This window comes from Pseudomonas serbica (assembly GCF_028823535.1).
In the GTDB taxonomy this organism is placed as follows: domain Bacteria; phylum Pseudomonadota; class Gammaproteobacteria; order Pseudomonadales; family Pseudomonadaceae; genus Aquipseudomonas; species Aquipseudomonas serbica.
Genome location: NZ_JAQIYM010000003.1, coordinates 63932 through 88917, shown reverse-complemented (window position 1 = coordinate 88917; position 24986 = coordinate 63932). Strand labels below are relative to the sequence as shown.

Here is a 24986-nt window from a genome sequence, read left to right as displayed (position 1 = left end):
GATGTCGCCCGACGAACCGCGATCGCCAGCAAGCCGGCTCCTACAGGGATAGCGTTTTTCCAGTCGCTACCAACCCGCGCCACTCACCGCCTCTTGCACCAACGGATGCAAATCCGCCCCCTGATGCTCCGTCTGCCAGGCCAGCAATTCCTTGCGCATGCTCGGCGCCCAGAACATCTGCAGATGATTACGCACACTGAGCACCGCCTGTTGCTGGTCCGGTTGGCTGGCGAAGTACTGGGCGATCTGGTTGGCCATCTTGATCAGGTTTTCAGTGCTCATCGGCGCACCTCGGCCTTATCACCACGGGCGTGGCGGCGATCCTTGAGCAAGCGGTCCTGTTCTTCGCTGAACGCCTGGAAGCGCTTTTGCCACTCCGAAGGGTGATACACGCGGCTGACTTCCACGGCCGTGACCTTGTACTCCGGACAGTTGGTGGCCCAGTCGGAGTTGTCGGTGGTGATCACGTTGGCGCCTGATTCAGGGAAGTGGAAGGTGGTGTACACCACGCCCGGGGCGACCCGTTCGGTGATCCGCGCGCGCAACACGGTCTGCCCGGCGCGGCTGCCGATGCCGACCCAGTCACCTTCGTTGATGCCACGGCTTTCGGCGTCAGTTGGATGGATTTCCAGGCGATCTTCATCGTGCCAGGCGACGTTCTCTGTACGCCGGGTTTGCGCGCCGACGTTGTACTGGCTGAGGATGCGCCCGGTGGTCAGCAGCAGCGGATAGCGACTGTTGACCTTTTCCTCGGTCGGCACGTAACCGGTGAGCATGAAACGCCCCTTGCCGCGCACGAATTCCTCGATGTGCATGGTCGGCGTGCCGTCCGGTGCCTCGGCGTTACACGGCCATTGCAGGCTGCCGTGGCGGTCCAGTTCTGCGTAGCTGACGTTGGTGAAGGTTGGCGTCAGGCTGGCGATTTCATCCATGATTTGCGATGGATGCTGGTAGTGCATCGGGTAGCCCAAGGCATTGGCCAGGGCCACCGTGCCTTCCCAGTCGGCCTTGCCGCCCAGTGGGTCCATGACCTTGCGCACCCGGGAGATGCGCCGTTCGGCGTTGGTGAAGGTGCCGTCTTTTTCCAGGAACGAGCAGCCCGGCAGGAACACGTGGGCGAACTTGGCGGTTTCGTTGAGGAAAATGTCCTGCACCACGATGCATTCCATGGCCGACAGCGCCGCGGTGACGTGCTGGGTATTGGGGTCGCTCTGGGCGATGTCTTCGCCCTGGCAATACAGGCCCTTGAAACTGCCGCCCAAGGCTGCCTCGAACATGTTGGGAATGCGCAGGCCCGGGTCAGGTTGCAGGGTGACGTTCCAGGCCTGTTCGAACTGCGCTCGTACCACCTCGTTGGAGACGTGCCGGTAGCCGGGCAGCTCATGGGGGAAGGAACCCATGTCGCAGGAGCCCTGGACGTTGTTCTGCCCGCGCAGCGGGTTCACGCCCACGCCTTCACGGCCGATGTTGCCGGTGGCCATGGCCAGGTTGGCGATGCCCATCACCGAAGTACTGCCCTGGCTGTGTTCGGTGACGCCCAAACCGTAGTAGATCGCCGCATTGCCACCGGTGGCATACAGTCGCGCAGCGGCACGGATATCGGCAGCGGGTACACCGCAGATCGGGCCAAGCACTTCCGGTGAGTTATCCGCACGGCTGACGAACTCGCTCCACTGGGCAAAATCGCCAGGCTCACAACGGGCGTCGATAAAGTCTTGTTTGAGCAATCCTTCAGTCACGATCACGTGGGCCAATGCATTGAGCATGGCGACGTTGGTGCCGGGGCGCAGGGCCAGGTGATACTCAGCGCGGGCATGCACCGTATCCACCAGATCAATGCGACGCGGATCGATGACAATCAGCCGCGCCCCTTCCCGCAAACGGCGTTTTAACTGCGAGGCGAACACCGGGTGCGCATCGCTGGGATTGGCGCCCATCACCAGGATCACATCAGCCTGCATCACCGAGTCGAAACTCTGGGTGCCGGCGGATTCGCCCAACGTTTGCTTGAGGCCATAGCCGGTCGGCGAGTGGCAGACCCGTGCACAGGTGTCCACGTTGTTGTTGCCGAAGGCCGCGCGCACCAGTTTTTGCACCAGATAGGTTTCTTCGTTGGTGCAGCGGCTGGAGGTGATTCCGCCGATGGAATCGCGGCCGTATTTCTGCTGCAGACGGCGGAATTCACTGGCCGCGTAGGTCACCGCCTCATCCCAGCTGACTTCCTGCCACGGGTCGTTGATGTGCTTACGGATCATCGGCTTGGTGATGCGATCCGGGTGTGTCGCATAGCCCCAGGCAAAGCGCCCCTTGACGCAGGAGTGGCCGTGGTTGGCCTGGCCGTTCTTGTCCGGCACCATGCGCACCAGCTGGTCGCCTTTCATCTCGGCGCGGAACGAGCAGCCCACGCCGCAATAGGCGCAAGTGGTGATCACGCTGCGCTCGGGCTGGCCCAGTTCGACCACGCTTTTTTCCATCAGGGTCGCAGTAGGGCAGGCTTGCACACAGGCGCCGCAGGACACGCATTCCGAGTCGAGGAAGTTATCCCCACCGGCCGCCGCGACACGGGATTCAAAACCGCGCCCGGTAATGGTCAGGGCAAAGGTGCCCTGGGTTTCTTCGCAAGCGCGCACGCAACGGTTGCAGACGATGCACTTGCTCGGGTCATAGTCGAAGTAGGGGTTGGAGGTGTCCTTCACATCGGCCAGATGGTTGTCGCCTTCATAGCCATAACGCACCTCCCGCAGGCCGACCTGGCCGGCCACGGTTTGCAGCTCGCAGTTGCCGTTGGCCGAGCAGGTCAGGCAGTCCAGCGGGTGATCGGAGATGTACAGCTCCATGACGTTGCGGCGCAGGGTCGCGAGTTTCGGCGTCTGGGTGTGCACGCTCATGCCTTCGGTGACCGGCGTGGTGCAGGACGCCGGATAGCCGCGCATGCCGTCGATCTCCACCAGGCACATGCGGCAGGAGCCGAACGCTTCCAGGCTGTCGGTGGCACAGAGTTTCGGAATGGTGGTGCCCAGCAGCGCAGCGGCACGCATCACCGAAGTGCCTTCGGGCACGCTGATGCTGCGGCCGTCGATGTTCAGGGTGACCTGCACCTGGCTGTCGCGCGCGGGCGTGCCCAGGTCGATATCGGTGTTCGGGTCGAAGAGAGTGATCATTGCTCGGCCTCCGAGGGCAACAAGCCGAAGTCGGCGGGGAAGTGCTTGAGGGCGCTGGCGACCGGAAAGGACACCATGCCGCCCAACGCACACAGCGAACCGTATTGCAGGGTGTCGCACAGGTCCTTGAGGATGATCACCTGCTCATCGCGACCGCTCGGGTCTTGCGCGGCCAGCAACCGGTCGATCACCTCCACGCCCCGGGTCGAGCCGATGCGGCACGGCGTGCATTTGCCACAGGATTCCTCGGCACAGAACTCCATGGCAAAGCGCGCCATGTGGGCCATGTCCAGCGTGTCGTCCGCCACCACCACACCACCGTGACCGAGCATCGCGCCGATGCCGGCGAAGGCCTCGTAATCCAGCGGCGTGTCGAATTGCGACGGCGGCACCCAGGCGCCGAGCGGGCCGCCCACCTGCGCAGCCTTCAGCGGCCGGCCACTGGCAGTGCCGCCGCCGTAGCCTTCCACCAACTCGCGCAGGGTCAGGCCAAAGGCCCGTTCCACCAGGCCGCCGTGACGCACATTGCCCGCCAACTGGAAGGGCATGGTGCCCAGGGAACGGCCCATGCCGTAATCGCGATAGAACTGCGCGCCCTTGGCCAGAATCAGTGGCACCGAGGCCAGGGTCAGCACGTTGTGCACCAGCGTCGGCAGGCCGAACAAGCCCTTCAAGGCAGGGATCGGCGGCTTGGCGCGGACGATCCCGCGCTTGCCTTCGAGCGAATCCAGCAGCGCGGTTTCCTCACCGCAGATGTACGCGCCGGCACCGACCCGCACTTCCATATCGAAGGCCTGACCGCTGCCGCCGACGTTGGCGCCGAGGTAACCGTTCGACCGGGCGATCTCCAGCGCGTTGCGCAGTGTCGCCACAGCGTCCGGATATTCCGAACGCACATAGATGTAGCCATAGGTGGCGCCGACGCACAGACCGGCAATGGCCATGCCTTCGATCAGCAGGAAGGGGTCGCCTTCCATCAGCATGCGATCGGCGAAAGTGCCGGAGTCGCCTTCGTCGGCGTTGCACACGATGTACTTTTGCGCCGCTTCGGTCGCGCGCACCGTGCGCCATTTGATCCCGGCAGGGAAGGCGGCGCCGCCACGGCCACGCAGGCCCGAATCGAACACCGCTGTGGCGGTTTGCTCGCCGCCGATGGCGACAGCCCTTGCCAGGCCTTCGAAACCGCCGTGGGCGCGGTAGTCGTCCAGCGATAGAGGCCGGGTAATGCCGGCGCGGGCGAACAGCAGGCGTTGTTGGGTCTTCAGATAAGGCAGCTCTTCTACCAGGCCCAGGGACAGAGGATGTTCGGTTGAGCTGTTTAGGGCTTCGAGAACGGACGGCACATCGGCAGCGGTCAGCGGACCAAAGCCGATCCGGCCTTGTGGCGAGTCCACCTCCAGCAACGGCTCCAGCCAATACAGGCCTCGCGAACTGGTGCGCTGCAACTCCAGCGGCAGGTTGCGCTCCCTGGCCTGAGTGATCAGCGCCGTGGACACCTCATCGGCCCCCACGGCACGGGCCAGCGAGTCGGTCGGCAGATAAAGAGTCGGCATCATGCGTCCTCCCGGCAAGCATCGAGCAACGCATCCAGCCGCTCGGCACTCAGCCGCGCATGCACCCGGCCATCCAGCTCCAGCGCCGGCGAACAGGCGCAGGCACCCAGGCAATACACCGGCCGCAAACTGATGCTGCCATCGGCACTGCTGCCGTGGTCGTCCAGATGCAGACGCTCACGCAACTGCGCGGCCAACTGTTCGGCACCACGACTCTTGCACGACTCGGCTCGGCACAGCCGCAGGATATGCCGCGCGGGCGGCGCAGTACGGAAGTCATGGTAAAAACTGATCACCCCACGCACCTCGGCCTGACTCTGGTTCAGCGCATGGGCAATCTCGGGGACGGCGGCATCGGGGATGTACCCAATGCGCTCCTGAATATCATGAAGAATGGGCAACAGCGCACCCGCAGAGCCCTTGTGGCGCTCCAGCAGGCTGTTGACCAAAGGCACGTGCATACTCTCATCAGGCATTCAGCAATCCTCACGGTCACGGACAAACCAGCTGGTTGTCGGTCGTCCGAAAGTGTCGGCTGCGGCACTCACACCACGTCACGGAATCGTGGCAATTTCAGGCCGTTGGCCAGGGCACCCTGAGCGGGCATCTTGTGCGCCCGGCACGGTCTTCGCCGCACCTCTACTGGGCATAAAGGGCAGCTTGCCACGCCGCTATTGATTGTACTGCACCAAAGCGACGTGTTCGGTTCTGCCTACGACTATGCATTAAGTCTAGATGAGCGCCGCAGGGGGCGTTCACACACTGGCCTAACGGCCTGAAGGCTTGTCGATGAGGGATGTATAACAAGCATTAGAGGTGGAAAGAAGCCTCAGAACCGTAGGCAATTCTGCGGAGCAGATGGGCAGATCCATTCCGGGAAAAGCAGCGGTCCGCGCAACCAAACCCCCGAAACCTCGGGGCTAATCCAAACACCGAACGGCACGCAAAACCCCTGTGGGAACCCCCTGTGTGAACTCCCTGTGGGAGCGAGCCTGCTCGCGAAAGCGCCAGCCCAGCCAACACAAATGCCAAATGGGGTCCTGCATGAAAAAACAACTCACCCACCAGGGCCAAACAATACCCACCAGCCCCCGCAATACCCTGTAGGAGCTGGCTTGCCAGCGATAACGCCAGCCCAGCCAACATCACTGCTAAAGCCAGCCACTACCCCTCAAGCTCCGCCGCCACCCGCACGGGTGTCACCAAAGCCAGTGTTCAATGCGAAGTCGAAGTCGCCACAATCATCAAGCTGGCTCAGTCCGGCATTACATTCGGGCCTTCTTGTTTACGAACCACGGAGATTGCCCATACCAGCTTCCTGTAGGAGCGAGCATGCTCGCGAAAAACCCAGGCAACCCCCACGCCCGCAGAATGCCCAAGCCCCCGCAACCAAACCCATCCCTACAAGCGTCATGCCTGACGTCTAAAACGCAAAAGCTACCCTCCAGCCTCCGCCGCCCGCTTGGCCATCGGCCCAACCGCCCGATCCCGCTCCAGCACCTTCACCGCATCATCCACCAACGCCTTACTCATCGACGTCAAATAATGCGCAGCCCAGGCATGCCGGTCGGTATCTCTGGCATAAGCAGCATCTTCAGTCAGCGTCTTGGCAAGAAACAGAAAATCAGAAGCCATGGACAACGCATCACCGAGCGGAACGCCGCGAGTGACGTGGAACAGTGGTTGATCGGAGCAGTAGATGGCGGGGGTTAAACCAATGGTTTTGAGTTCGGATTGTTCAGTCATGGCCACCTCCGAGGATGGAGAGGCAATGGGGGAGGGCGTTACGCGATTGGGAACCGTCTAGAGAGAAAAGCCAAATTTTAAACGGATTGATACTGCGCATTATCCAACTCCTTGATACGAGGAGCTGCCACGTTCGTTACCACACGAATGGGTGACAGCTGTGCGCAGGGTGGTAAACCGGGTATCAAGGAAACCGGCACGCCCGAGGGCGTCCCACGCACAGCCGCCATAACTCACGCCGCAGGCATAAAAAAAGCGCCTGATGACGTGATTGGGGCGCTGTTGCGCCTTGAATAACTCGGGTTACCACACCCGGTCGCTGAATTGGCAGCGACGGTGGAAGATTATCGTTCAGATCCTTTTCCTGCAACCTTCAAAGGCTTCGATCGCAAACCACCCGAGACGATAAAAGCGTACTGTCCCCGTTTTGTTCGATACGGGCTTACATGTGTTACGGGCTAATTCGGTCATTCGCATGTCTACGAAAATTTAAACGATTCAGGCCTCATGCTTTGGCAGAAAGTCTGAGTGGAGGCGCAAGATCTGGTGTGTTTGTGCATGTAACGGGAACAGACGTCAGGAATGCGGAGTGCATGACACGCGACGCTTAGTCATTCGTCTTGGGACAGAGATAATCATGTAGCAGTAGCCAACGTCTGCCTGGGACGATAGGGTAAGCTGGCTTCAAGCGGGCTATCTTTCGAGACATTCGAACGACCGAACAGTCGCCACCAGCGTGACAGCGCTGTTCAAAAATAGACGTACCACTACCCCTAGAAATGGAGTCGCTGTGATTACAAACGTACCTTCTGCCGACGATTTCTACCGTACAGGCAAAGAATTGTTGGTATTCGCCTGGGATGCCGTTGCGAAGCTAATAGTGGGGCTGCATGAAGCAGAGCAATGGGGGCATGACACTAAAGCGGTTTCAGAAGACTATTGGGCGTTAGCTCAGCGTCAATTAGCTACTTCCTTGACTGTCATGCAGCAGGGGTTGGAGTTCGTAATCAAAGGTCGCATCTGCGAGGTAACCCCCTTTATTCTAATCTCGGATGCACCTTCGAAGTGGCCATCTCCTTACGCGGGTGATGTGGATTTCAGCAGGTTCCGCACCATCGATGCGCAAGACCTGGTAAAGGTTCATGATTCATTTGCTGCTTCAAAATTTAGTAGCGCCTTTGTCGATAAATTTAATACCTTGCGGGAAACGCGAAACTCACTAATGCACTCTGTGAATGCGTCTCTACAAGTGAATTACATGGAGGTTATCGAGTCATTATTGTTCATGCATAATGAATTATTTCCAAGGGAGGCTTGGGCTAAGCTACGACGTGAATCTTTGGAGATTACACCTGGAACAGAGTTAGGTGAATATCAGTATGTCTCGAATCAGGCGTGTCAGGAATTATCGATAATTATAAAGCTGTTGGGTGCAGGAAAAGTTGTTAAATATTTTAAGATTGATAAGAAACGGCGCGGATATTTATGTCCGAAATGTCATTCTGATGCTAGTGGTGATATTGATTTTGATTATAAACTTGCTAGGCTTGCGACTACCAAGCCGAGATGCAAGACACTCTATTGTCCGGTCTGCGATGACGAATACTCCGTTTCAAGGAAAAAATGTTCTAGTAAAGATTGCGCTGGAAATGTCCTCGGCGGAGATTTCGACAGCTGTCTGACTTGTGGGAGATACTAAGGGTTCAAGTGTTTGACCCTGCGCTTGCTATTTACACAGAATCTAGTGTGTGGGATCGATCAATTGGGAAAAAGTGGAAAAAGGGGGCAGATTTATATCCTTGAAAATAAGTCCGGAAAAAGGGGAGATGGTAGACCAGCCCCCAAGGCGAGGTGTCCGTCATCCGAAGCAAAGGCCCCCAAGCCTATCGAAAGTGTGGGCGCGTTTTGAACATAAGCGGGATTATGCGCAGCGAACGATAGGAGAGTGCAAGCGTCAGTTGAGCGGCAGAGGCTAAAAAAAACTGTCGGGAGAGGTAGCTATCGACAAAAGAAATTATTTCCGAGTAGCTGCTCGACACAAAGCAGGCATTAATTCAGTAAACTGTCTTGGGGATTCACAAGGTAGTAACGAGTATGAGAGGCGAATAATGGCCAAAATTGAAGGATTTCGAATAACAAATTTCAAAACGCTTAGAGACGTAACGCTTGGACGTTTGTGGAATCAGCAACAGTCGGAGCCGCTTACGCCTATGACAGCGGTAATTGGAAAAAATGGAGTAGGCAAGAGTTCGCTTTTTGATGCCTTTGGATTTCTTGCAGATGCTTTAAAGTCTGGGGTTGAAGAAGCCTGTGACTCCCGTGGTAGAGGAGGATTTGAGCGTATCAGATCTCAGGGGCAGACAGGTTCGATCGGTTTTGAGGTTTACTACAAAGAAGATGGTAACGCCCGACCTATTACCTACGAAATCTCTATTGATATAGATAGTTCCGGGCGTCCTTATGTTTTGAAAGAGCGTCTGAGACAAAGGCGCAAAGGGCAAACCCGCGGGTGGCCCTTTTCATTTCTTGTGCTGAATAGCGGTAAGGGCGTTGTATGGAAAGGGGATCAAGAAGGCCGTCAAATCGAGGAGGAACAAAGTGATTTCGACTTGATCGAGCTTATGGAATCAATTAAGTCCGGTGAGGCGGAAGAAGAATCTAGAGAAACTGAAGTCGTTGAGCTTGAAGACATGCGCAAGCTCGGAATTGCCACATTGGGATCACTCAAACAGCATCCGAGAATTTCCGCGTTTCGGAGATTCATTGAAGGTTGGTACCTCAGCTACTTTACGCCGGACGCCGCTAGGAGTCTGCCACTTGCTGGACCTCAAAGGCATCTCAACATCCATGGAGATAACCTTGGAAACGTTGTGCAATTCATGGAGCGTGAACATCCAAAACGCTTCCAAGCTATCCTGAATAGAATTGCGGAGAAAATCCCAGGAATAAACAAAATTGATACTGAAAAGACAAACGATGGCCGTTTGCTTCTACGCTTCAATGACAAGGGCTTTAAAGATCCATTTTATTCACAACAAATGTCTGATGGGACATTGAAGGTCTTTGCGTATCTCCTGCTGCTCGAGGATCCTGCACCACCACCATTTTTATGTATAGAAGAGCCAGAAAATGGCTTATATCACAAACTTCTTGAAACCTTAGCGACTGAGTTCCGAGAACATGCTACAGGCCGCAAAGGAGGATCTCAGGTTTTCATAACAACCCATCAGCCCTATCTGGTAGATGCGTTAGAGCCAGACGAGGTCTGGATCTTAGAAAAGGCTGCGGACGGTTATTCGGTAATCCGTAGGGCAAGCGACGATGAGATAGTACAGAGCATGGTTGCTGAGGGGTTGCCTTTAGGTGGCCTTTGGTACAGTGATTATCTGGATGCGAGGTGAGCAGGTGCATTTCGAGATCCTTGTTGAAGACCAGTCCGGTAAAAAAGCGCTTGATATCTTGGTTCCCAAAATCATCGGTGCCGACCACACATTCAATGTTCATTCATATAAAGGAATAGGCCGCATTCCAAAGAATCTCGGCGTAAACGAAAATGCCGGCAAACGAATCCTGCTGGACCAACTTCCGCGCCTCTTGCAGGGCTATGGTAATGCGTTCTCCAGATACCCAGCAGATTGCCCTGCAGCGGTGATTCTGGTTTGTGACCTCGACAACAAATGTCTCCACACCTTTCGCCAAGAGCTCTTTAATATCCTGAATGCTTGTAATCCTCGGCCGGAAACTCGTTTTTGCATTGCAATTGAGGAGGGGGAAGCCTGGTTCCTTGGTGACATCGCCGCAGTTAAATCGGCTTATCCAAAGGCCAAAACCCCTGTCCTGAATTCATATGTGAATGATTCGATATGCGGTACATGGGAGCGCTTGGCGGATGCAGTTTTCATTGGAGGCTCAACAGCCCTTTCTGCTAAAGGCTGGCAGGCCATTGGTGCAGAAAAATCTCAATGGTCTGAAAAAATCAGCCCTCACATGAACGTATTGATCAACGAATCACCGAGTTTTGCCTATTTTCGGGAACAGCTGCTCGAACTTGCTGAAGCAGCGAATTGACAAGCCTAGTAGACAATATGCTTCTAATACGAAGCAAATAGAAGTGGAAAAGGAGTGGAAAAGGGGACGGATTTATTTTCGGATGGAATCTGTCCCTTTGTTGTTTTCGGGGCTTGGCCAACTCTCACCCCAGACTCTCCCGTTGTAATTTTTTGAATAGACGCCACCACCATGGGCTAGCCTCCCGTTTGGCGCGCTCCCAATCGTGCTTCAGTAGGTATGCTACGCGTTTCGAAAACTCAGGGAGCCGCTTTTCCGGTTCTGTGCATTCAGAGAGCCCCTCGATGCATTTGAGGATGGCAATATCCTCAGGGTCGAGAGGGTTCAGCAGCAACTCAAACACCAGTCTCAGCTCAGCCAGTGGTGTCTTGACTTCCGGTGTAGCGGCTTTGCTCACAGTCCGATGAACTTTCAGAGCGTTAACGCGAATCTGCTCACGCCACTTAGCACGCTCCTGGGTGATGTTCTCAATTTGGATGTTTCGTTCCGAAGCTCTCAGGCTGACAAATCCCCCTACGAGAGCCGACACGACAGCGGACGACAGCAGTAGCTCAGTATTCATCGACGCATTATTTCCTCTTTAATTACGACTTACCATGACCCTACGACAAGGCCGTCCTTGAGCTTCACGTTGATGACCTGGCCCTTCTCATCAGCCACAGTGAGCGTGGGACGAATCGGTTTAGGGGGCTTGGTAAACCACTCCAGGCAAGCATTCAAGACATCAGATTGAAGATGGCCTTGGACAAACCTATTCTTAAGATGGTCTGTCAGCATGTCATTTGGGGAAAAAAAGAAGTCCCCGTCTCTACTTAGGTCAGTGTAAGACGATGCCATGGTTTCGATCTTTCGTTGGAATGACTTGGAGGGTGCCATAAATGAGTGGCCTGAGGATTTACAGGTCTCCGGAAAGATAGGGCTCATGAAGTCCACAACGTAATCGCCGCACACCACCAGCGCGTGAAACGCATTATTGGAGCTGCTAATTGTTTCGCCTTCTAAGGTAGCGAAGCACAACACGTTAGCGTTCTTTTCATCCACCATCAGGCACATAGCCCCTGCCACGGCATGAGCATCTTTTTTATAATATTTTCTAAGAATGGCTGCACCCGCGACGCTGAAAAACCAGCAAGCGTGGGCTGTTTCCGCACCTGCCATATCCAAAGCAGAGCGGACAACCCTATGAACTCGCAGGTAATCCTGTAAGGGGATCAGTGTTCCAAGGTTCTTTTTCATGGATTGCTTCCGCTAGTTGAACATTTCATTTTGCTCGTTGGCTGGATCTGCCTTCGGTGCATTCAGCGGGTGTCGGCAGCATGTACCGACCGATAGGCCTCATGATTCGCACCCTCGGTTGCACGGGTGGGGGAAAAGGGGGCAGGGGAAGGGGACATATTTTTAACGGTTAAGACGCGGCGACCAACGTCGATTCGGCTATCGGGCACTACCGCTTTAAGACCCCCCCCCGCTTTAGTCATTGAATATCTTTTAAATAGTCCTTCAGCGCAATGAGCGGGGCATCAAGCTGCTCCATCGTCTTCTTACTGGCCAATTCACCCGCCAACCTCCCCAGCTCCCGCCCCAACGGCTTATCCACACCCCCAACCGCCTCCAACGCCAACTCCACACACTCACCCACCTTCACCTGAATCCCCTCAACATCCCCCCGCCGCACCAGCAACTCAAACACATCCCGCTGGTAATCGCCCATGACCAGATCGTCACGCAAAATCGGGCTTGAACCTTCCGATTCGTAAGCCAGTTTGAGGGAGAAGAGGGCGACGGTTTCCAGGTGCAATTCCATGGGGAGTCCTTGTGAAAGGGGCAGTTGGGGCGAAGGGCAAAAGAGAGAAGCAAGATCAAAAGATCGCAGCCTTCGGCAGCTCCTACAGGTCAACGCGGTGTCAGGGCGTTGGCGGTGGGTGTTCAGGTGCTTTTCTGTGGGCGAAAAAAAAGGCCTTGCTAAGCAAGACCTTTCTTAATTTTGGTGCCCCGAGGGAGACTCGAACTCCCACTCCTTTCGAAAACGGATTTTGAATCCGCCGCGTCTACCAATTCCGCCATCAGGGCAATGGCCGCGGAGTATAAAGATGAGATAACCGTCGGTCAATCAGGTACATGGAGAATTTTTGATATTTCCGCTAGACTTCCCGGCCCTGCTAGACGAACCCCATCATGCGCGTTGCTGACTTTACTTTCGAGCTCCCTGATTCGCTGATCGCCCGCCACCCTTTGGCCGAGCGTCGCGGTAGTCGCCTGTTGACCCTGGATGGGGTCAGCGGCGCCCTGGCACACCGTCAATTCACTGATTTGCTGGAGCATTTGCGCCCTGGCGACTTGATGGTGTTCAACAATACCCGGGTGATTCCGGCACGACTGTTTGGCCAGAAGGCTTCCGGCGGCAAGCTGGAAATCCTGGTGGAGCGGGTGCTCGACAGTCATCGCGTGCTGGCCCACGTGCGCTCCAGCAAGTCGCCCAAGCCAGGGTCGAAGATCCTGATCGACGGCGGTGGCGAGGCCGAGATGCTGGCGCGTCATGACGCGTTGTTCGAGCTGGGCTTTGCCGAGGAGGTGTTGCCGCTGCTCGACCGCGTCGGGCACATGCCGCTGCCTCCTTATATAGACCGCCCGGACGAGGGCTCGGACCGCGAGCGTTACCAGACCGTGTACGCCCAGCGCCTGGGCGCGGTGGCGGCGCCGACGGCGGGGCTGCATTTCGATCAGCCGCTGATGGAGGCGATTGCCGCCAAGGGCATCGAGACGGCGTTCGTGACCCTGCACGTCGGCGCTGGTACGTTCCAGCCGGTGCGCGTGGAGAAGCTCGAAGACCACCACATGCACACTGAATGGCTGGAGGTCGGCCAGGACGTGGTGGATGCCGTGGCCGCGTGCCGCGCGCGCGGTGGTCGCGTGATAGCCGTGGGCACCACCAGCGTGCGATCCCTGGAAAGTGCTGCGCGCGATGGCGTGCTCAAGCCGTTCAGCGGCGATACCGACATTTTCATTTACCCTGGCCGGCCGTTTCATGTGGTCGATGCCCTGGTCACCAACTTCCATTTGCCCGAATCCACGCTGTTGATGCTGGTTTCGGCGTTCGCCGGTTATCCCGAGACCATGGCCGCCTACAAGGCCGCCGTCGATAACGGATACCGCTTTTTCAGCTACGGTGATGCGATGTTCATCACTCGCAACCCTGCGCCGACCGCCCCTGAAGAATCGGGCCCAGAGGAAACTGTATGAGTCGCACCTGTCGTATGTCTTTCGAACTGCTGGCCACCGATGGCAAGGCTCGTCGCGGTCGTTTGACCTTCCCGCGCGGTACCGTCGAGACCCCGGCCTTCATGCCGGTGGGTACGTACGGCACGGTCAAGGGCATGCTGCCACGGGATATCGAGGCGACCGGCGCTGAAATCATTCTGGGCAACACCTTCCACCTGTGGCTGCGCCCGGGCACGGAAGTGATCAAGAAGCACGGCGACCTGCACGATTTCATGCAGTGGAAAGGCCCGATCCTGACCGACTCCGGCGGTTTCCAGGTGTTCAGCCTGGGCGCCATGCGCAAGATCAAGGAGGAGGGCGTGACCTTCGCTTCCCCGGTCGACGGCGCCAAGGTGTTCATGGGGCCGGAAGAGTCGATGCAGGTCCAGCGTGACCTGGGCTCGGACATCGTGATGATTTTCGACGAATGCACGCCGTACCCGGCCGACGAAGACGTCGCTCGTATTTCCATGGAATTGTCCCTGCGTTGGGCCAAGCGTTCGAAAGAAGCCCATGGCGAGAACACGGCGGCGCTGTTCGGCATCGTCCAGGGCGGCATGCACCAGGATCTGCGCATGCGCTCCCTGGAAGGCCTGGACAAGATCGGCTTCGACGGCCTGGCCATCGGCGGCCTGTCGGTGGGCGAACCCAAGCACGAGATGATCAAGGTGCTGGATTACCTGCCGGGCATGATGCCGGCTGACAAACCTCGTTACCTTATGGGTGTTGGCAAGCCTGAAGATCTCGTGGAGGGTGTGCGCCGCGGTGTGGACATGTTCGATTGCGTGATGCCAACCCGTAATGCCCGCAATGGGCATCTGTTCATCGATACCGGCGTGCTGAAGATCCGAAACGCGTTCCATCGCCATGATGATTCGCCGCTCGATCCGACCTGCGATTGCTATACCTGCCAGAACTTCTCCCGCGCTTACCTGCATCACCTGGACAAGTGCGGCGAAATGCTGGGAAGCATGCTCAATACCATCCATAACTTGCGTCATTATCAAGTGCTTATGGCTGGTTTGCGCGAGGCTATTCAACAGGGTACATTGGCCGCCTTTGTCGATGCCTTCTACGCCAAACGCGGGCTACCCGTGCCGCCTTTGGACTGAGTTTTCTGACCCCAAGATTCAACATTTGCAACTGGAGTGCTAAATGAGCTTTTTTATCTCTAATGCCATGGCTGACGCTGCTGCACCTGCTGCTGCCAGCCCAATGGGTGGCGGTTTTGAGTGGATTTTCCTGGTCGGCTTCCTGGTCATCTTCTACCTGATGATCTGGCGTCCACAGGCCAAGCGCGCCAAAGAGCAGAAGAACCTGCTGAGCAGCCTGCAAAAAGGTGACGAAGTTGTGACCACCGGCGGCATCGCTGGCAAGATCACCAAAGTGGCTGACGATTTCGTGGTTCTGGAAGTTTCCGACACCGTCGAAATGAAGTTCCAGAAAGGCGCCATCGCCGCCACGCTGCCAAAAGGCACGCTCAAAGCGATCTAAGTTTCAACTTCTACTCAATCGACGGGGCGCGCAAGGCGCCCCGCGTCATAAGCGGGCGGCGTGATGCTGAACAAATACCCTCTGTGGAAATACATTCTGATCCTGGCGGTGCTGGCGATCGGTCTGATTTATTCCGCTCCCAATCTTTATCCTGATGACCCGGCCATCCAGGTCAGCGGTGCAAGCACTGCGCTGCAGGTCAACCAGGCTGATCTGGATCGTGTGAGCGCAGCGCTCAAGGAATCCGGGATCAACGTCAAGGCTGCCACGCTGGCAGCGGGCGGCAAGGGCGGTCTGATTCGCCTGACCAAGGCTGAAGACCAGCTGCCGGCCAAGGACGTGGTGCGCAAGGCGTTGGGTGATGACTACGTCGTTGCACTGAACCTGGCACAAACCACCCCGCAATGGCTGCGCAACCTCGGCGCGCACCCGATGAAGCTTGGTCTGGACTTGTCCGGTGGTGTGCACTTCCTGCTCGAAGTGGACATGGACAAAGCCCTCGACGCACGCTTGAAAGTGTACGAAGGCGATGTGAAGAGCCTGTTGCGTAAAGAGAAACTGCGCTATCGCAGCCTGCCGCAACTCAACGGCGCCATTCAGCTGGGCTTCTCCGATGAAGACAGCCGTGAACAGGCCCGTACCCTGATCCGCAAGAATTTCAACGATTTCGACATTGTTCCGGCCGACCTCAACGGTCAACCGGTGCTGCGTCTGGCGATGACCCCGGCCAAGCTGGCGGAAATCCGCGAATACTCCATCAAGCAGAACTTGACCACGGTACGTAACCGCGTCAACGAGCTGGGTGTTGCCGAACCGATTGTCCAGCGTCAGGGCGCCAACCGCATCGTGGTTGAGCTGCCGGGCGTACAGGACACCGCGGAAGCCAAGCGTATCCTCGGCAAGACAGCGAACCTCGAGTTCCGTCTGGCCGCTGAGCCTGGCGCTTCGAAAGCCACTTCCGAAGAATTCGAGTTCCGTGAAGGCAAGCGTCCTCCTGCATTGATCGAGCGTGGCCTGATCATCACCGGTGACCAGGTCACCGACGCCAAGGCTGGTTTTGGCGAGCACGGCACGCCAGAAGTGAACATCCGCCTGGATGGCCACGGTGGCGAGCTGATGAGCCGCGCGACCCGTTCGAACGTTGGTCGCAGCATGGCGGTGATCTTCATCGAGCAGCGTCCGGTCACCACCTACACCAAGCAAATGGTCAACGGTGTCGAGAAAGACGTCGCGGTTCAGACCTTCAAGGAAGAGAAGAAGATCATCAGCCTGGCGACCATCCAGTCGCCGCTGGGTGCGCAGTTCCGTATCACCGGCCTGAATGGCCAGGGCGAGTCGTCCGAACTGGCGCTGCTGCTGCGCGCTGGCGGCCTGGCTGCTCCGATGTACTTCGCTGAAGAGCGCACCATCGGCCCGAGCCTGGGTGCGGACAACATCACCAAGGGTATCGATGCATCGCTGTGGGGCATGCTGTTCGTCTCGCTGTTCATCATCGCCATCTACCGCTTCTTCGGCATCATCGCCACCGTCGCACTGGCGGTGAACATGGTGATGCTGCTGGCGCTGATGTCGCTGCTGGGGGCAACGCTGACCCTGCCGGGCATCGCCGGTATCGTGTTGACCATGGGCATGGCGGTCGACGCCAACGTGCTGATCTTCTCGCGGATTCGTGAAGAGATCGCCGCGGGCATGACCGTGCAGCGCGCGATCAACGAAGGCTTCGGCCGGGCATTCACCGCGATTCTCGACGCCAACCTGACTACTTTGCTGGTTGGCGGGATTCTCTTTGCCATGGGTACAGGCCCGGTCAAGGGCTTCGCAGTGACCATGTCCCTCGGGATCTTTACCTCGATGTTCACGGCCATCATGGTGACCCGCGCGATGGTCAACCTGATCTTCGGCGGACGTGACTTCAAGAAGTTGTGGATTTAAGGGGCTGCCATGTTACGTACAATCAACTTCATGGGCGTTCGCAACGTTGCGTTCGGCGTCACATTGTTCCTTACCGTGCTGGCCTTGTTCAGCGTCGCCACCAAGGGCATGAACTGGGGCCTGGACTTTACCGGCGGTACGCTCATCGAGCTGACCTACGAGCGTCCGGCCGATGTCACCCAGGTGCGTGAGCAACTGGTGAAATCGGGTTATCACGAAGCCATCGTGCAGAACTTCGGTGCCACCACCGACCTGCTGGTGCGCATGCCGGGCGAAGACCCGCAACTGGGTCACCAGGTGGCCGAGGCCCTGCAGAAGGTCGGCGGCGAGAACCCGGCGACGGTCAAGCGCGTCGAGTTCGTCGGCCCGCAGGTGGGTGAAGAGCTGCGCGACCAGGGCGGCCTCGGCATGCTGATGGCGCTGGGCGGCATCCTGATCTACCTGGCGTTCCGCTTTCAGTGGAAGTTTGCGGTAGGTGCGATCGTTTCGCTGATCCACGACGTGATCGTGACCATCGGTATCCTGTCGTTCTTCCAGATCACCTTCGACCTGACGGTGCTGGCGGCGGTACTGGCGATCATCGGTTACTCGCTCAACGACACCATTGTGGTATTCGACCGGGTTCGTGAGAACTTCCGCGTGCTGCGCAAGGCCAACCTGATCGAGAACATCAACATCTCGACCACGCAAACCCTGCTGCGGACCATGGCCACTTCGATCTCCACCTTGCTGGCGATCGCGGCCCTGCTGTTCTTCGGTGGCGACAACCTGTTCGGCTTCTCCATCGCCCTGTTCATCGGGGTGCTGGCGGGTACTTATTCGTCGATCTACATCGCCAACGTGGTGCTGATCTGGCTGAACCTGAGTTCCGAGGACCTGATTCCTGCGGCCAACACCGAGAAGGAAATCGACGACCGTCCTTGAGGGAAAAATCCTTTAGCGATGTAGTCCAAAAAGGCGCGAGTTGAACTCGCGCCTTTTTTTATGCTCCAAGGCAGGGAGAAGCGCGGACAAGTGCCGCATGTGATGGTCAGGAGGTTCATGTGAACAAGTCGATGCTGGTTGGTGCGGTATTGGGTGCTGTCGGTGTAACCGCCGGGGGCGCTGTGGCCACCTACAGCCTGGTTAAAGATAACGGTCCTGAGTACGCGCAAGTACTCGCCGTTGAGCCGGTCAAGACACAAATCAAGACTCCACGTGAAGTATGCAAGGATGTAGCTGTGACCCGGCAGGCGCCGGTGAAAGATCAACACCAGATCGCCGGTACGGTAGTCGGCGCGCTGGCAGGTGGTTTGCTGGGTAACCAGATCGGCGGCGGCACCGGCAAGAAGATTGCCACAGTGGCGGGCGCTGTCGGCGGTGGTTATGCCGGTAACAAGGTTCAGGAGGGCATGCAGGAGCGTGACACCTACACCACGACCCAGACCCGTTGTAATACGGTGAATGACATCAGCGACAAGGTCGTGGGTTACGACGTGCGTTATTCGCTGGATGGCAAGGAAGGCAAGGTACGGATGGATCGTGACCCGGGGAATCAGATTCCTGTGGATAAGGAAGGCAAGCTGATCCTGTCTGAGAATCAGGTGGCTCATTGATCTGCTGAAACCGGATTCAAAAAAAAGCACCCTGTGGGGTGCTTTTTTTGTGCTCGCGATTTAAACATCACCGCAATCCCTGTGGGAGCGAGCCTGCTCGCGAAATCGGTCAGTCATTCAAAATATATGCTGACCGGTACGCCGCCTTCGCGAGCAGGCTCGCTCCCACATTGGGGGTGTGGTGTTTTTGAGGGTGATTTGCAGGCATAAAAAAGCACCCCGAAGGGTGCTTTTTCTGTCGCCGGAAGCTTAGCGCTTCAGCGAGGCCGGCAGGTGCGGCTGGATGGCCGTCAGCACTGCCTTGAAGCATTTGGTGTTGCCGGCAACGACGTGGCCTTTTTCAAGGAAGTCGTGACCGCCGGTGAAGTCGCTCACCAGGCCGCCTGCTTCCTGGATCAGCAGGGCGCCAGCGGCCATGTCCCACTCGGACAGGCCCGACTCCCAGAACGCGTCGAAACGGCCGGCAGCCACGTAGGCCAGGTCCAGGCTCGCCGAACCTGCGCGGCGGATGCCGGCGGTCTGGCCGACCAGGGCGCGGAACATGCCCAGGTAGTTGTCGAGGTTGTCCATCTGGTCGTCACGGAACGGGAAGCCGGTACCCAGCAGGGCGCCGTCCAGGCTGGTGCGACCGCTGACGCGCAGGCGACGGCCGTTCAGTTGAGCGCCGCGACCACGGCTGGCGGTGAATTCTTCCTGGCGAACCGGGTCCAGGACCACGGCGTGTTCCAGGCGACCACGGTATTTGCAGGCGATGCTGACAGCGAAGTGAGGAATGCCGCGCAGGAAGTTGGTGGTGCCGTCCAGCGGATCGATGATCCACAGGTACTCTTCGCCTTCGATGCCGTTGCCGGCGTGCAGGCCGGTCTCTTCACCCAGGATCGAGTGGTTCGGGTAAGCCTTGCGCAGTGCGTCGATGATTTTCTGTTCGGCGGCGCGGTCCACCTCGGATACATAATCCTTGGCGTCTTTTTCGTCGACCTTGATGGTATCCAGGCGCTCGATGGAGCGGAAGATCAATTCACTGGCGCTGCGGGCGGCGCGCAGCGCGATATTCAGCATGGGCTGCATGGATGTGTCACCTAAGGTTGTTAAAGAAAGCCGGGCATTCTATCAGAAAGTTTCTACAGGAGAAGGACGACGTTCGCTTTCATGGCTTAACGGTAGCTACAGCTGTAAGATTCGGCTCCCGATTATCGAGTTCGAGAGCGCCTCCCTTGCTGCAAAACATTCGTATCGTCCTGGTCAACACCAGTCATCCGGGCAATATCGGCGGGGCTGCGCGTGCCATGAAGAACATGGGCCTGTCGCGCCTGGTGCTGGTTGAACCACGCCTGTTCCCGCACCACGAGGCCGATGCCCGCGCTTCCGGTGCCGGTGACATCCTTGAAAACGCGCAAGTCGTCGCCACCTTGGAAGATGCCCTGGTCGGTTGCAACCTGGTGCTCGGCACCAGCGCTCGCGACCGGCGCATTCCCTGGCCACTGCTCGATCCGCGCGAATGCGGCACGAAGGTGGTCGAGGAGGCCGGGCAGGGCGCCGAGATCGCCCTGGTGTTCGGTCGTGAAGATTCCGGCCTGACCAACGAAGAGTTGCAGCGATGTCATTATCACGTGCACATCCCATCAGACCCTGGGTTCAGCTCGCTGAACCTTGGGGCGGCGGTGCAGGTGTTGAGTTATGAAGTGCGCATGTCCTGGTTGGCGGCCCAAGGTCAGCCGACCAAGGTCGAGAAGGAAGAAGTGGCATCGGTCAAAAGCGCTGAGCTGGCGACCATGGATGAACTGGAGCGATTCTATGAACACCTGGAACAAACCCTGGTGGCCATCGAGTTCCTCGATCCGGAAAAACCACGGCACTTGATGGCGCGCCTGCGCCGGTTGTACGGACGCAGCTCGGTCAGCCGGGCGGAAATGAATATTTTGCGTGGCATCCTCACGGAAACCCAGAAAGCGGCCCGTGGTGAGCTTCTTAAGCGGAAGGATTAATGATGTTTGAGCGTTTGCGTGAAGATATCCAGAGCGTATTCCATCGAGACCCGGCGGCGCGTAACGCTTTTGAAGTCCTGACCTGCTACCCCGGCATGCATGCCATCTGGATTCACCGTCTGTCGGCCATGCTGTGGCGTGCGGACCTGAAGTGGCTGGCGCGGCTGGTGTCGAACTTCGGCCGCTGGCTGACCGGGATCGAGATCCATCCGGGGGCCAAGGTCGGTCGACGCTTCTTCATTGACCATGGCATGGGTATCGTCATCGGTGAAACCGCCGAAATCGGCGATGACGTGACCATCTATCAGGGCGTGACCCTGGGCGGTACCAGCTGGAACAAAGGCAAGCGCCACCCGACGCTGGGTGATGGCGTGGTGGTCGGTGCGGGCGCCAAGGTGCTGGGTCCGTTCACTGTCGGTGCCGGTGCCAAGGTCGGCTCCAACGCCGTGGTAACCAAGGAAGTGCCGCCGGGTGCCACGGTGGTGGGCATTCCGGGACGAATCATCGTCAAGCCCGACCAGGAGCTGGACGCCAAGCGCAAGGCCATGGCCGAGAAGATCGGCTTTGATGCCTACGGCGTGACGGAAGACATGCCGGATCCGGTGGCGCGTGCCATCAACCAGCTGCTCGATCATCTGCAGGCAGTCGACGGGCGCCTGGAGGGGATGTGCGGGGCGTTGAAGGATCTGGGCAGTAATTACTGTGCGAAAGACCTGCCTGAGCTGCGCGAAGAAGATTTCGCCTGTGTGAAGGACAAGGATCAGAGTCAGGCCAGCTAAACCGCGTCGTGCCCTTCGCGAGCAGGCTCGCTCCCACATTGGACCGCGCGGCCAAACTGTGGGAGCGAGCCTGCTCGCGAAGAACGATAACGCGGTACTGCTGGCTGTATACGGCCAGCCTTTGCTATGATGCTGCCGCTCTTTTGCGGGTAATCCTGACTAAAGTACTAGGTCTTATAGTTGACTTAAATACTCGGGAATTGCATACTCGCCTCATTCCGAACTCCGTGGTAATTGTCCATGCGACTGACTACAAAAGGCCGATACGCCGTGACCGCCATGCTCGACCTGGCGTTGCACGCGCAGCACGGGCCCGTGTCCCTGGCCGATATCTCCGAGCGCCAAGGCATCTCCCTGTCCTACCTCGAGCAGCTGTTTGCCAAATTGCGCCGCAGCAATCTGGTGTCCAGCGTCCGCGGTCCAGGCGGCGGCTACCAGCTGTCTCGCGACATGCAAGGTATCCAGGTCGCCCAGGTGATCGATGCGGTGAACGAATCGGTCGATGCGACCAAATGCCAGGGCCAGGGTGATTGCCATCAAGGCGACACCTGCCTGACCCACCACTTGTGGTGCGATCTGAGCCTGCAGATTCACGAATTTCTGAGCGGTATCAGCTTGGCTGACCTTGTGACTCGCCGTGAGGTGCAAGAAGTAGCCCAGCGTCAGGATCAACGCCGTTGCAACAGCAAGGCGCCACGCCTGGACAAGATTGAAGCGTCCGCCGTCGAATGACAGCCAGAGAGCTAGCGGCACGCCAGCCAGCCTGATTTAGGAGATAGTCCATGAAATTGCCGATTTACCTTGATTACTCAGCGACTACCCCGGTTGATCCGCGTGTCGCGCAAAAGATGAGTGAATGCCTGCTGGTCGACGGAAACTTCGGTAACCCGGCGTCCCGTTCCCACGTGTTTGGCTGGAAAGCCGAAGAATCCGTCGAAAACGCCCGTCGTCAGGTGGCCGACCTGGTCAATGCCGACCCGCGTGAAATCGTCTGGACCTCCGGTGCCACCGAATCCGACAACCTGGCAATCAAGGGTGCGGCACATTTCTATGCCACCAAAGGCAAGCACCTGATCACCACCAAGATCGAGCACAAGGCTGTCCTGGACACCATGCGCCAGCTGGAGCGTGAAGGCTTCGAAGTCACCTACATCGAGCCTCGCACCGACGGCCTGGTCACTCCAGAGATGATCGAAGCCGAACTGCGCGACGACACCATCCTGGTGTCGGTGATGCACGTGAACAACGAAATCGGCACCATCAACGACATCGCTGCGATCGGTGAACTGCTGCGCGCCAAGGGCATCCTGTTCCACGTCGACGCCGCTCAGTCCACCGGCAAGGTCGAGATCGACCTGCAGAAACTGAAAGTCGACATGATGTCGTTCTCCGCCCACAAGACCTACGGTCCTAAAGGCATCGGCGCCCTGTACGTCAGCCGCAAGCCGCGCGTACGTATCGAAGCGACCATGCACGGCGGCGGTCACGAGCGCGGCATGCGTTCCGGCACCCTGGCGACCCACCAGATCGTCGGCATGGGCGAAGCGTTCCGTGTGGCCAAGGAAGACATGGCTGCCGAGAACGTGCGCATCAAGGCCTTGAGCGACCGTTTCTACAAGCAGGTCGAGCACCTGGAAGAGTTGTACGTCAACGGCAGCCTGACTGCCCGCGTTCCGCACAACCTGAACCTGAGCTTCAACTACGTTGAAGGCGAGTCGCTGATCATGGCGCTCAAGGACCTGGCGGTTTCGTCCGGTTCGGCCTGCACCTCGGCGTCCCTGGAGCCTTCGTACGTACTGCGCGCCCTGGGCCGCAACGACGAACTGGCACACAGCTCGATCCGCTTCACCTTCGGCCGTTTCACCACCGAAGAAGAAATCGATTATGCCGCGCAGAAAGTTTGCGAGGCCGTTACCAAGCTGCGCGCTTTGTCGCCGCTGTGGGACATGTACAAAGACGGCGTCGATATCTCGAAGATCGAGTGGGCGGCACACTAAATATAGAAGCCGCCAGATACGGCTCCTGTAGCGACGCGGCGACTGACGCAGCGCAGCTACAGGGTCTCAAGAGCGGCCCTGATGAGTGAGGATTGAGAATCATGGCTTACAGCGAAAAGGTCATCGACCACTACGAAAACCCGCGTAACGTCGGCAAGATGAATGCCGAAGACCCGGATGTCGGCACCGGCATGGTCGGCGCCCCGGCATGCGGCGACGTGATGCGCCTGCAGATCAAGGTCAACGAAGCCGGCATCATCGAAGATGCCAAGTTCAAGACCTACGGCTGCGGTTCGGCCATCGCTTCCAGCTCCCTCGCCACCGAGTGGATGAAGGGCAAGACCCTGGACGAAGCGGAAACCATCAAGAACACCCAGCTGGCTGAAGAGCTGGCCCTGCCGCCAGTGAAAATCCACTGCTCCGTGCTCGCCGAAGACGCCATCAAGGCTGCCGTTCGCGACTACAAGCAGAAGAAAGGCTTGATCTGACTTTCAGTTTTTGGCGACGAGTAAGGAGTCACCGATGGCTATCAGCATGACAGAAGCGGCTGCTCGACACGTGCGGCGCTCCCTCGACGGGCGCGGCAAGGGTGAAGGGATCCGCCTGGGTGTTCGCACCACAGGCTGTTCCGGCCTTGCCTACGTGCTGGAGTTTGTCGACGAGGTGGTTGCAGAGGACCAGGTGTTCGAGAGTCACGGCGAGAAAGTGATCATCGATCCCAAGAGCCTGGCCTACCTGGACGGCACCGAGCTCGATTTCGTCAAGGAAGGGTTGAACGAAGGCTTCAAGTTCAACAACCCCAACGTGCGCGGTGAATGTGGCTGCGGCGAAAGCTTCAACATCTGAGGCTTGTCGTGGGTACTCCTTGTCATTTCGCTTTATTCGAGCTGCAACCGAGCTTCAATCTGGATCTCGACCAGCTGGCTACGCGCTACCGTGAGTTGGCGCGCAGTGTTCATCCGGACCGCTTTGCCGACGCTTCCGAGCGGGAGCAGCGGCTGGCGCTGGAGCAATCCGCGAGCCTCAATGAGGCCTACCAGACGCTCAAGAGTCCACCCAAGCGCGCGCGTTACCTGCTCGCCTTGAATGGTGGCGAGCTGCCGCTGGAAGTCACGGTGCATGATCCGGAGTTTCTGCTGCAACAGATGGAGTTGCGCGAAGAGCTCGAAGACCTGCAGGACAGCGCCGACCTCGATGGCGTCGCTGTCTTCAAGCGTCGCCTGAAGGCTGCCCAGGATGAACTGAACCAAAGCTTCGCAGCTTGCTGGAACGATGCTGCGCACCGCGAACAGGCCGAACGCCTGATGCGGCGCATGCAGTTCCTCGACAAGCTCACCTACGAAGTGCGCCAGCTGGAAGAGCGCCTCGACGATTAACCCAGTGCCGCTCCGGTCGCACGCTTGATATACAGATAAGTC

The 24986-nt window shown here is 58.0% G+C and carries 25 protein-coding genes and 1 tRNA gene; 16 read left to right on the top strand and 10 right to left on the bottom strand.

The annotated features are described in order from the left end of the window. Positions 1-66: 66 nt before the first annotated feature. The 5 genes from NQL71_RS05340 to NQL71_RS05320 form a co-directional block, all read right to left on the bottom strand. Positions 67-282: a formate dehydrogenase subunit delta gene (locus NQL71_RS05340; RefSeq protein WP_248687421.1), complete on the bottom strand. Its 216-nt coding sequence runs from the start codon at positions 280-282 to the stop codon at positions 67-69. Beyond that, entirely contained in the window at positions 279-3161 is a 2883-nt protein-coding gene (gene fdhF / locus NQL71_RS05335; RefSeq protein WP_274642367.1) for a formate dehydrogenase subunit alpha, read from the bottom strand. Before fdhF ends, NQL71_RS05340 begins: the two co-directional genes overlap by 4 nt. Further along, entirely contained in the window at positions 3158-4717 is a 1560-nt protein-coding gene (locus tag NQL71_RS05330) for a formate dehydrogenase beta subunit (protein WP_274642366.1), read from the bottom strand. Before NQL71_RS05330 ends, fdhF begins: the two co-directional genes overlap by 4 nt. Beyond that, on the bottom strand, positions 4714-5190 hold the full coding sequence (locus tag NQL71_RS05325; RefSeq protein ID WP_274642365.1) for a formate dehydrogenase subunit gamma: 477 nt from the start codon (positions 5188-5190) through the stop codon (positions 4714-4716). Before NQL71_RS05325 ends, NQL71_RS05330 begins: the two co-directional genes overlap by 4 nt. 961 nt (positions 5191-6151) lie before the next feature. Beyond that, positions 6152-6460, bottom strand: a complete 309-nt coding sequence (locus NQL71_RS05320) for a DUF3077 domain-containing protein (protein WP_110747029.1) — start codon at positions 6458-6460, stop codon at positions 6152-6154. A 790-nt stretch (positions 6461-7250) separates the two neighbouring features. Between NQL71_RS05320 and NQL71_RS05315 the strand changes: the two genes are divergently transcribed. The 3 genes from NQL71_RS05315 to NQL71_RS05305 all read left to right on the top strand — a co-directional run bounded on the left by NQL71_RS05315 (position 7251) and on the right by NQL71_RS05305 (position 10528). Continuing rightward, a complete protein-coding gene (locus NQL71_RS05315; protein WP_274642364.1) occupies positions 7251-8159 on the top strand; it encodes a hypothetical protein in 909 nt (302 codons plus the stop codon). Between the two features lie 409 nt (positions 8160-8568). Continuing rightward, positions 8569-9861, top strand: coding sequence for an AAA family ATPase (locus tag NQL71_RS05310; RefSeq protein ID WP_274642363.1), 1293 nt, complete (start codon positions 8569-8571; stop codon positions 9859-9861). A 4-nt stretch (positions 9862-9865) separates the two neighbouring features. Further along, positions 9866-10528: a hypothetical protein gene (locus NQL71_RS05305; protein WP_274642362.1), complete on the top strand. Its 663-nt coding sequence runs from the start codon at positions 9866-9868 to the stop codon at positions 10526-10528. A gap of 124 nt (positions 10529-10652) precedes the next feature. Here NQL71_RS05305 and NQL71_RS05300 read toward each other — a convergent pair whose 3' ends face one another. The 4 genes from NQL71_RS05300 to NQL71_RS05285 all read right to left on the bottom strand — a co-directional run bounded on the left by NQL71_RS05300 (position 10653) and on the right by NQL71_RS05285 (position 12598). Further along, positions 10653-11090 (bottom strand): hypothetical protein, encoded by a 438-nt coding sequence (locus NQL71_RS05300; protein ID WP_274642361.1) that lies wholly within the window; start codon positions 11088-11090, stop codon positions 10653-10655. A 29-nt stretch (positions 11091-11119) separates the two neighbouring features. Beyond that, entirely contained in the window at positions 11120-11764 is a 645-nt protein-coding gene (locus NQL71_RS05295) for a DUF2026 family protein (protein WP_274642360.1), read from the bottom strand. A 238-nt stretch (positions 11765-12002) separates the two neighbouring features. After that, positions 12003-12332: a hypothetical protein gene (locus tag NQL71_RS05290; protein WP_274642359.1), complete on the bottom strand. Its 330-nt coding sequence runs from the start codon at positions 12330-12332 to the stop codon at positions 12003-12005. Positions 12333-12513: 181 nt separating this feature from the next. Further along, positions 12514-12598, bottom strand: a tRNA-Leu gene (locus NQL71_RS05285). 105 nt (positions 12599-12703) lie between these two features. On the opposite strand from NQL71_RS05285, the gene queA reads away from it, so the two are divergent. From queA to NQL71_RS05255, 6 genes are all read left to right on the top strand, one after another. Next, a complete protein-coding gene (gene queA / locus NQL71_RS05280) occupies positions 12704-13768 on the top strand; it encodes a tRNA preQ1(34) S-adenosylmethionine ribosyltransferase-isomerase QueA (RefSeq protein ID WP_274642358.1) in 1065 nt (354 codons plus the stop codon). Between the two features lie 14 nt (positions 13769-13782). Continuing rightward, positions 13783-14898 carry a tRNA guanosine(34) transglycosylase Tgt gene (gene tgt / locus NQL71_RS05275; RefSeq protein ID WP_162488928.1) on the top strand — a complete coding sequence of 372 codons (1116 nt, stop codon included), beginning with the start codon at positions 13783-13785 and terminating at the stop codon, positions 14896-14898. A gap of 43 nt (positions 14899-14941) precedes the next feature. Then, on the top strand, positions 14942-15280 hold the full coding sequence (gene yajC / locus NQL71_RS05270) for a preprotein translocase subunit YajC (RefSeq protein ID WP_016773317.1): 339 nt from the start codon (positions 14942-14944) through the stop codon (positions 15278-15280). A 63-nt stretch (positions 15281-15343) separates the two neighbouring features. Next, positions 15344-17212 carry a protein translocase subunit SecD gene (gene secD / locus NQL71_RS05265; RefSeq protein ID WP_046820402.1) on the top strand — a complete coding sequence of 623 codons (1869 nt, stop codon included), beginning with the start codon at positions 15344-15346 and terminating at the stop codon, positions 17210-17212. 9 nt (positions 17213-17221) lie between these two features. After that, positions 17222-18136, top strand: a complete 915-nt coding sequence (gene secF, locus NQL71_RS05260) for a protein translocase subunit SecF (RefSeq protein ID WP_046820401.1) — start codon at positions 17222-17224, stop codon at positions 18134-18136. A 119-nt stretch (positions 18137-18255) separates the two neighbouring features. After that, on the top strand, positions 18256-18807 hold the full coding sequence (locus NQL71_RS05255) for a glycine zipper 2TM domain-containing protein (protein ID WP_046820400.1): 552 nt from the start codon (positions 18256-18258) through the stop codon (positions 18805-18807). A gap of 249 nt (positions 18808-19056) precedes the next feature. Here the strand turns inward: NQL71_RS05255 and suhB are convergent, their stop codons facing one another. Next, complete coding sequence (gene suhB, locus NQL71_RS05250) at positions 19057-19875, bottom strand: type III secretion system regulator SuhB (protein ID WP_046820399.1); 819 nt, start codon at positions 19873-19875, stop codon at positions 19057-19059. A 146-nt stretch (positions 19876-20021) separates the two neighbouring features. Here suhB and trmJ point away from each other — a divergent pair, with 146 nt between their 5' ends. The 7 genes from trmJ to hscB all read left to right on the top strand — a co-directional run bounded on the left by trmJ (position 20022) and on the right by hscB (position 24944). Next, positions 20022-20792 (top strand): tRNA (cytosine(32)/uridine(32)-2'-O)-methyltransferase TrmJ, encoded by a 771-nt coding sequence (gene trmJ, locus NQL71_RS05245; protein ID WP_046820398.1) that lies wholly within the window; start codon positions 20022-20024, stop codon positions 20790-20792. A 2-nt stretch (positions 20793-20794) separates the two neighbouring features. Next, positions 20795-21571 carry a serine O-acetyltransferase gene (gene cysE / locus NQL71_RS05240; RefSeq protein WP_046820397.1) on the top strand — a complete coding sequence of 259 codons (777 nt, stop codon included), beginning with the start codon at positions 20795-20797 and terminating at the stop codon, positions 21569-21571. Between the two features lie 240 nt (positions 21572-21811). Further along, on the top strand, positions 21812-22303 hold the full coding sequence (iscR, locus tag NQL71_RS05235; RefSeq protein ID WP_007903581.1) for a Fe-S cluster assembly transcriptional regulator IscR: 492 nt from the start codon (positions 21812-21814) through the stop codon (positions 22301-22303). A gap of 50 nt (positions 22304-22353) precedes the next feature. Continuing rightward, entirely contained in the window at positions 22354-23568 is a 1215-nt protein-coding gene (locus tag NQL71_RS05230) for an IscS subfamily cysteine desulfurase (protein WP_046820396.1), read from the top strand. Positions 23569-23669: 101 nt separating this feature from the next. Next, entirely contained in the window at positions 23670-24056 is a 387-nt protein-coding gene (iscU, locus tag NQL71_RS05225) for a Fe-S cluster assembly scaffold IscU (RefSeq protein WP_046820395.1), read from the top strand. A 34-nt stretch (positions 24057-24090) separates the two neighbouring features. Continuing rightward, complete coding sequence (gene iscA / locus NQL71_RS05220) at positions 24091-24414, top strand: iron-sulfur cluster assembly protein IscA (RefSeq protein ID WP_003227904.1); 324 nt, start codon at positions 24091-24093, stop codon at positions 24412-24414. Between the two features lie 8 nt (positions 24415-24422). Further along, complete coding sequence (hscB, locus tag NQL71_RS05215; protein WP_046820394.1) at positions 24423-24944, top strand: co-chaperone HscB; 522 nt, start codon at positions 24423-24425, stop codon at positions 24942-24944. Positions 24945-24986: the final 42 nt, after the last annotated feature.

Bases quoted from the DNA above. Each gene is read 5' to 3' on its own strand.
- NQL71_RS05230 (WP_046820396.1), top strand. From the start codon at position 22,354: ATGAAATTGCCGATTTACCTTGATTACTCAGCGACTACCCCGGTTGAT.
- NQL71_RS05295 (WP_274642360.1), bottom strand. From the start codon at position 11,764: ATGAAAAAGAACCTTGGAACACTGATCCCCTTACAGGATTACCTGCGA.
- NQL71_RS05325 (WP_274642365.1), bottom strand. From the start codon at position 5,190: ATGCCTGATGAGAGTATGCACGTGCCTTTGGTCAACAGCCTGCTGGAG.
- iscU (WP_046820395.1), top strand. From the start codon at position 23,670: ATGGCTTACAGCGAAAAGGTCATCGACCACTACGAAAACCCGCGTAAC.
- NQL71_RS05300 (WP_274642361.1), bottom strand. From the start codon at position 11,090: ATGAATACTGAGCTACTGCTGTCGTCCGCTGTCGTGTCGGCTCTCGTA.
- cysE (WP_046820397.1), top strand. From the start codon at position 20,795: ATGTTTGAGCGTTTGCGTGAAGATATCCAGAGCGTATTCCATCGAGAC.
- NQL71_RS05330 (WP_274642366.1), bottom strand. From the start codon at position 4,717: ATGATGCCGACTCTTTATCTGCCGACCGACTCGCTGGCCCGTGCCGTG.
- suhB (WP_046820399.1), bottom strand. From the start codon at position 19,875: ATGCAGCCCATGCTGAATATCGCGCTGCGCGCCGCCCGCAGCGCCAGT.
- iscA (WP_003227904.1), top strand. From the start codon at position 24,091: ATGGCTATCAGCATGACAGAAGCGGCTGCTCGACACGTGCGGCGCTCC.
- NQL71_RS05320 (WP_110747029.1), bottom strand. From the start codon at position 6,460: ATGACTGAACAATCCGAACTCAAAACCATTGGTTTAACCCCCGCCATC.
- tgt (WP_162488928.1), top strand. From the start codon at position 13,783: ATGTCTTTCGAACTGCTGGCCACCGATGGCAAGGCTCGTCGCGGTCGT.
- secD (WP_046820402.1), top strand. From the start codon at position 15,344: ATGCTGAACAAATACCCTCTGTGGAAATACATTCTGATCCTGGCGGTG.
- iscR (WP_007903581.1), top strand. From the start codon at position 21,812: ATGCGACTGACTACAAAAGGCCGATACGCCGTGACCGCCATGCTCGAC.
- fdhF (WP_274642367.1), bottom strand. From the start codon at position 3,161: ATGATCACTCTCTTCGACCCGAACACCGATATCGACCTGGGCACGCCC.
- NQL71_RS05340 (WP_248687421.1), bottom strand. From the start codon at position 282: ATGAGCACTGAAAACCTGATCAAGATGGCCAACCAGATCGCCCAGTAC.
- NQL71_RS05290 (WP_274642359.1), bottom strand. From the start codon at position 12,332: ATGGAATTGCACCTGGAAACCGTCGCCCTCTTCTCCCTCAAACTGGCT.
- queA (WP_274642358.1), top strand. From the start codon at position 12,704: ATGCGCGTTGCTGACTTTACTTTCGAGCTCCCTGATTCGCTGATCGCC.
- NQL71_RS05310 (WP_274642363.1), top strand. From the start codon at position 8,569: ATGGCCAAAATTGAAGGATTTCGAATAACAAATTTCAAAACGCTTAGA.
- secF (WP_046820401.1), top strand. From the start codon at position 17,222: ATGTTACGTACAATCAACTTCATGGGCGTTCGCAACGTTGCGTTCGGC.
- yajC (WP_016773317.1), top strand. From the start codon at position 14,942: ATGAGCTTTTTTATCTCTAATGCCATGGCTGACGCTGCTGCACCTGCT.